The organism is uncultured Arenimonas sp. (assembly GCF_963976025.1).
In the GTDB taxonomy this organism is placed as follows: Bacteria; Pseudomonadota; Gammaproteobacteria; order Xanthomonadales; family Xanthomonadaceae; genus Arenimonas.
Genome location: NZ_CAXBJS010000175.1, coordinates 1 through 5321 on the forward strand (window position 1 = coordinate 1; position 5321 = coordinate 5321).

Genomic DNA, 5321 nt, shown 5'->3' on the forward strand with positions numbered 1-5321 from the left:
AGCCGGGTGCGCCCGCCACGCCCCTGAATGCCTTCGTGGTCGAGCTTCAGCGCCGACTGCAGCAGCAGGGTGACGTTACTGTCGAACCCTTGGCGGGTGGGAATACATTCCGCGCCAATTCGCCAGCCATGGACGAAATCGTGGAGGCCTCATGCGATCGTGCAGTTGCCTTCAAGGCAACCAACGGAGGCATTGGCCAACTCGAGCATGTGGGCCGAGTCAGGTCAGCCCTGGGAGGCTAGGCGATGGAGGGAAAGATGGCAGTTCCTAGCTTGCCGCTGTGTTCGCAGGCGGCCTTCCCCAGTGAAGTGGTCAGGAATCCGCACGTGATCTTCTTGTGCACTGTGCTCGGCAACGACCACTGCAATCGCGCCAGGCACGAGGCCTTGGCGGCGCGGACATTGTTGGCACCCTTTGTTGTTCAGGAGGTGGACCTGGGGTCCTCTCCGGTCCTTGCCTCGCGCTACGGCGCGTGTTCGGTACCAACGTATTGGTTCTGGGTGAACAGAACCCTTAGGTATCGCCATGCGAGCGTGCTTGATGCGGCGGATCTGGTGGTGCTGGCAGCCCAAGTGGCCGATGGGCAGGTCTCGGGCACGCACTGAAAGGCGGCTGCTGGGGCGCTGAGAAATTTTCGCAGCCCCGTCCCGGGAGCAAGTGCCGTGAAGGCGCGGCCAGACCCCCATAATCCCGATCTTGGACGGGGGAGCATGGGGAAAGTCATGAGTCGAGATGTAAGCAAGCCGCGCGGCACCGAAGAATTTCCGAACCCGCTGGCACTGGCGAACGTGCTTCACTACGCGGTGGCTGCCGTCACCGGCGTGGCCGGAATGTGGCTTGGCGTGTTGGCCACGGGCGAGGGCGGCCTGGACGTCGTCCGGCTGGTCGGTGCGTTCCTGTTGGTCCTGGTGGCCATGACGCATGCCGGTTGGGCCTGGCGGTACTCCTACTTCTCCATTTCCCCGGAAAACATCCAGCCGCTGCAGGCTCGCGCCAACGAGCCCACGCCGGACTACCTGAAGGTCATCATCGAGAACGGGATCCCGACGCTCGACCCGACCTCGGGCACGCTGGCGAACATGCTGCTCAAGAAGGTCCCGGGCATCAGGCACGCCCCCGGCTTCATCCAGCGAATCGGTGTGGCGCAATGGGAGCGAAGCCTGTTCGCCGCCGCGATCCTGGCCAGCTTCGTGGTTGCAATGCTGCTTACCTGGGGCAAGCCGGCCCAGCCGATCGTGGCCTGGCTCTACTTGCTGCTGGTGCTGACCCGCGTCGTCAGGCCCTGGGGCATCGTGGTGCGCCTGATCAAGCAGCAGCCCGAGGTGCTGACCGACCTGGCCACTGGCGTGCGCCGTGGCGACATCGCGCTCCTCGTGTTGCTCGCGATCGCGCCGCTGCTTGCCCGCATCATCCCGGGGGAACAGATCGTCGCCCGGCTGTACTACGTTCCGTCGATGCTTACCGTGTGGGTCACCCTGGGCCTGCTGGTGGCGTCGGTGCTGGTTGGCTGGCTGTGCTACCTGGCACTGGTGGCGCAGACGGCCGAACTGGAAAAGTCCAAGGCTGATGAAAGGCCCCTGGACCTGCCGGTCGGCAAGGCCGACATGCGTCACGCCTTCGCGCGCCTCGACACCTTCCTGTACAACTTCATTGGCCGTCGGCATGGTTTCATTCCGAAGCCGGTCAAGCCGCCGGTCGACCCACTGCTGCCCCAGCGCCAGGGCAGTTCGCCGTTCTATGGCCTACGCTTCGTGGAGTCGGCGCCGCGCGCCAGCGCCGGGCAGGGCAAGGTGGCATTGGCCGAGCGCTTCCAGGAAGTGTTGAAAAGCTCGCGCGAACGACCGATCCTTCTGCTGGGCGTCGCTGGCGTGGTGATGATGTTCACCTTCGTCGGCATGTTCTTCTGGTTCCTGGGCGAGTTGCCGGCACTGGTCGCTTCCTTCGAAATTGTGTTGGCGGTCACAGCCTTGGCCAGCGTGCTGGCGGCGGCTGAGTATGCGTTCGCCATGGCGCACCAGCTCTGGCAGCGCTTCGACTACACATCCGAAGTGCTCAAGATCGAAGTCCAGGGCCACTACCAGGTGGACCACCAGATCCTCCGCGACCAGCTCACTGCAAGTACCGGGGTCGTGCGCACCGGTAGCGAAACCACGTCTGCCATCCATAGCATCAATGGCGCCAAAGTCTCGGTGGCGCACTTCGCGGTCGAGTCCACCAGTTTCTTCATCAATGGGCCACGCACGATCACCAGCGTGTTGCCGATCCTGGACACGCTTGAACACATTCGCGACTTCATCGGCGCCTCCGTGCAGGAAGTGCACGCGGGTCAGGCGGAGACGCTCAAGCGCGAAGCGGATCTGAAGCAGGCCTACGGTGCGTCGGCGCAGCAGGCACTGCCGCCGGGCCGGGGCATGGAAGACGCGTCGGCACCGCCGGCGCTGGCGGCCGACGAGGAGTAAGTCCCTCCCACAGGAGCTTAAGAGATTCGCGCCTGAAGGCGCTCCTACAGGGGGCGGTCAGTGCGACAGCAGGGGGCGGTCAGGCCGGCAACGTCAGGGTGAAGGTGGCGCCTTCGTTGGGGCGGCCTTCGGCACGCAGGCAGCCGCCCAGGCCTTGGGCCAGCCGCTGACTGGTCGCCAGGCCCAAACCGGCGCCGGGGTATTTGTGCTTGTCGTGCAGGCGCAGGAAGGGTTCAAACAAGCGGCAGGCGTGTTCGGGGGCGAAGCCGGTGCCGTTGTCGCGTACGCGCAGCCACCAGGTGGGCGCGTCCGCGGGGTTCAGCCAGCCGGCTTCGATGTGCAGCTGCGGCACCACGCCTTCGCGGCGGTATTTGATGGCGTTCGACAGCAGGTTCTGCAGCACCTGGCCGACGGCGGTGGCGTCCACTTCCACGTCGGGCAGTTCGCCGACCACTACTTCGGCGGCGGCCGCGGTGATGTGGCGGTCGAAGTCGGCCAGAACCTGCCGCACCACCTCGGCCAGCGGGCGGCGCGGGCCGTCTTCGCGGGCCTTGCCGGTGCGGGCCAGCTGCATCAGGCCGTCGATCATGCCCTGCATGCGTTCGGCCGCGGCCAGCATGCGCGCCACGTAGTCGCGGTCGCTGGGGTGCAGCTGGCTGCGCTGGCTGTGCAGCAGGCGGTCGCCGAAGGCGCGCACCTTGCGGGTGGGTTCGGACAGGTCGTGGGCGGCGCTGGCGGCGAAGCGGTCCAGGTCGGCGTTGACGCGTTCAAGGTGGCTGCGCGCGTGTTCGGCTTCGCGGCGGGCGCGCTGCAGGTCGCGTTCGTGGTCGGTGCGGCGCGGTGCCGGCAGGATGGCGCAGTGCACTACCGCGTCGGCGCCCAGGCCTTCGCGGCGGGCGGAAATAAGTACGGGCAGTTCGCTGCCGTCCACGTGCTGCAGGTCCAGGGCGATTTCGTCCGCCTGGCCGTGGCCCATCAGCAGCGGCAGCACGTAGGTGCGCAGGAACATGGCGCTGCCGGCGGTCAGCAGGGTGTCCACGCGGCTGCCCATCACCTGCCGGCGGTTGCGGCCCACCAGGGCCAGCAGGCGGGCATTGCTGCCGCATACACGGCCGGAGCCGTCGAAGCACAGCAGGGCGCAGGGCAGGGTGTCCAGTACGTCTTCGGCGGGGCGGTCGAGCGCGCGATTCATGCAGTCAGGCTTTCGCGCAGGGCGCGGATTACTTGGCAGGGATGGCTGATGTGCGGGCAGTGGCCGCTGGCGTCGAGCAGGCGCAGGCGCGCGTCGGGCAGCTGGTCCACCAGGTGGCGGGTGGCGGCCAGGGGCACGAAGTCGTCGTGCGGGTTCTGCACCACCAGCACCGGCACCGGGCAGCGCGCCAGCTCGGCGCGGTGGTCGGAAAGCAGGGTCAGCTTCAGGAATTCGCGCAGGGCGCGCGGGTCCTGGCGGCACAGGCGGGCCTGGAAGTCGGCGGCGTAGGCGGGGTCGTTGAACTCGCCGAAGGCCAGCGGCGCCACGGTGTTCGACCAGTCCAGGAAGTTGCGGTCCATCAGGTCCAGCAGCCCGTCCACCTGGGCGCGCTCGAAGCCGCCGGTGTAGTGCGGCGGGTCATTGAGGTGACGCGCCGAAGGGCCAAGCATCACCAGGCGTTCGAAGCGTTTTGGCGCCTGGATGGCGGCCAGCAGGCCGATCATGCCGGCCACCGAATGGCCCACGAAGATGGCGTCGTGCAGGTCCAGGGCGGAAAGCATTTCCACCACGTCGGTGCCGTGCGCCCACAGGCTGTCGTAGGGCGGGGCCTGCGGGTTGTCGGCAAAGGCGTGGTCGAGATGGAAGTCGAACAGCACCACGCGATGCTCGCGGGCCAGTTCCATGGCCACCGGTTCCCACACCGTTTGCTGGCAGCCGAAGCCGGGTCCGAAAACGAGCGTGCGACGGCCGTCACCAAACACGCGCACGCGGTGGCGGGCCAGGCAGTCTTGGGCGGGGCTCAGGGCCAGGTTCATCGCGGTCCGGGGGTAAGGCGACGGGCCGCGAACGCAGGGTGCGCGGGCTGACCGGGATGTTACGTGGAAGGCGCGTGAGGGCCGAGGAACTGCATCACAGATCGAACGGGATCAGAGATCCTGTTCGTAGCGGATGTACGGGACGCGGGTCGACTCTTCGTCGTCGTCCGTGGAGGTGCTGAAGGGGTTCTGGCCGCGGCTGGCGAGGCTGGCGGCGCCGACGCTCAGGCGGGCCTGCCACGGGGCGCGCCAGGTGACGCCGATGCCGACGTCGCTGTAGGTGGCCGGGCTGCCGGGCAGTTCGATGATGCGGCCGACGATTTCGCCGCCGAAGTCGCCGAAGCCGGCTTCAAGGCGCAGCGTGCCGGTGTTCCACTCGGGGCGCACGCCGCCGGGCAGCTGGTTGGCGCCAACGATGCGGGCGCGGGCCAGGGTGCCTCCGACGCTGATCCAGCCGGTCTGGCCGACCTGCATTTCGCCCAGCAGGCCGATGTCGGTTTCTTCGATGTTGGCGCCGGCGAGGCTGAGGATAAGGTCGCTCTGGGCGCCGCCGAAACGCGCACCCGGCAGCAGCAGCGGCGCCTGGGTGTCGAACTGGTTCAGGCCGATGCTGGCGGTGAGGCGGCTGCGGTTGCCTTCCAGCGTGGCGTTGGCGCGCACGCCCGGGCGCGAAAGCGCCAGCGGGATGGCGGTGCCGGAATTTGCCAGGTTGGCGGCCAGGCAGTGCTGCGCCAGCTGGCCGACGCTGCGGGCAACGGCGCTGTTGTCGCACAGCAGGCCCAGCGTGGGATTGGCTTCAAGCTGCAGGCTGGCGCCGACGCGGCGGCCGTTGTCCATGGGCAGCACGACGCCGGC

General features: G+C 67.8%; 6 protein-coding genes. 3 read left to right on the plus strand and 3 right to left on the minus strand.

From position 1 onward, the window contains the following. The 3 genes from AACZ35_RS11960 to AACZ35_RS11970 all read left to right on the plus strand — a co-directional run. A partial coding sequence (locus AACZ35_RS11960; RefSeq protein ID WP_339829574.1) for a hypothetical protein occupies positions 1-242 on the plus strand: 242 nt, incomplete at its 5' end. 15 nt (positions 243-257) lie between these two features. Further along, complete coding sequence (locus AACZ35_RS11965) at positions 258-605, plus strand: hypothetical protein (RefSeq protein ID WP_339829576.1); 348 nt, start codon at positions 258-260, stop codon at positions 603-605. Between the two features lie 117 nt (positions 606-722). Then, the gene (locus AACZ35_RS11970; RefSeq protein ID WP_339829578.1) at positions 723-2459 is read left to right on the plus strand and encodes a hypothetical protein; all 1737 of its coding nucleotides are present in this window, start codon (positions 723-725) and stop codon (positions 2457-2459) included. A 79-nt stretch (positions 2460-2538) separates the two neighbouring features. On the opposite strand, the gene AACZ35_RS11975 is transcribed toward AACZ35_RS11970, so the two are convergent. The 3 genes from AACZ35_RS11975 to AACZ35_RS11985 form a co-directional block, all read right to left on the minus strand. Continuing rightward, the gene (locus AACZ35_RS11975; protein WP_339829581.1) at positions 2539-3651 is read right to left on the minus strand and encodes an ATP-binding protein; all 1113 of its coding nucleotides are present in this window, start codon (positions 3649-3651) and stop codon (positions 2539-2541) included. Further along, positions 3648-4466 (minus strand): alpha/beta hydrolase, encoded by an 819-nt coding sequence (locus AACZ35_RS11980; protein ID WP_339829584.1) that lies wholly within the window; start codon positions 4464-4466, stop codon positions 3648-3650. The genes AACZ35_RS11975 and AACZ35_RS11980 overlap by 4 nt, the downstream gene beginning before the upstream one ends. A gap of 111 nt (positions 4467-4577) precedes the next feature. Then, the coding region (locus AACZ35_RS11985) for a hypothetical protein (protein ID WP_339829587.1) at positions 4578-5321 on the minus strand (744 nt) is incomplete at its 5' end.

Excerpts from the sequence above, each read along its gene's own strand:
- AACZ35_RS11975 (WP_339829581.1), bottom strand. The coding sequence starts at position 3,651 with ATGAATCGCGCGCTCGACCGCCCCGCCGAAGACGTACTGGACACCCTG.
- AACZ35_RS11980 (WP_339829584.1), bottom strand. The coding sequence starts at position 4,466 with ATGAACCTGGCCCTGAGCCCCGCCCAAGACTGCCTGGCCCGCCACCGC.
- AACZ35_RS11970 (WP_339829578.1), top strand. The coding sequence starts at position 723 with ATGAGTCGAGATGTAAGCAAGCCGCGCGGCACCGAAGAATTTCCGAAC.
- AACZ35_RS11965 (WP_339829576.1), top strand. The coding sequence starts at position 258 with ATGGCAGTTCCTAGCTTGCCGCTGTGTTCGCAGGCGGCCTTCCCCAGT.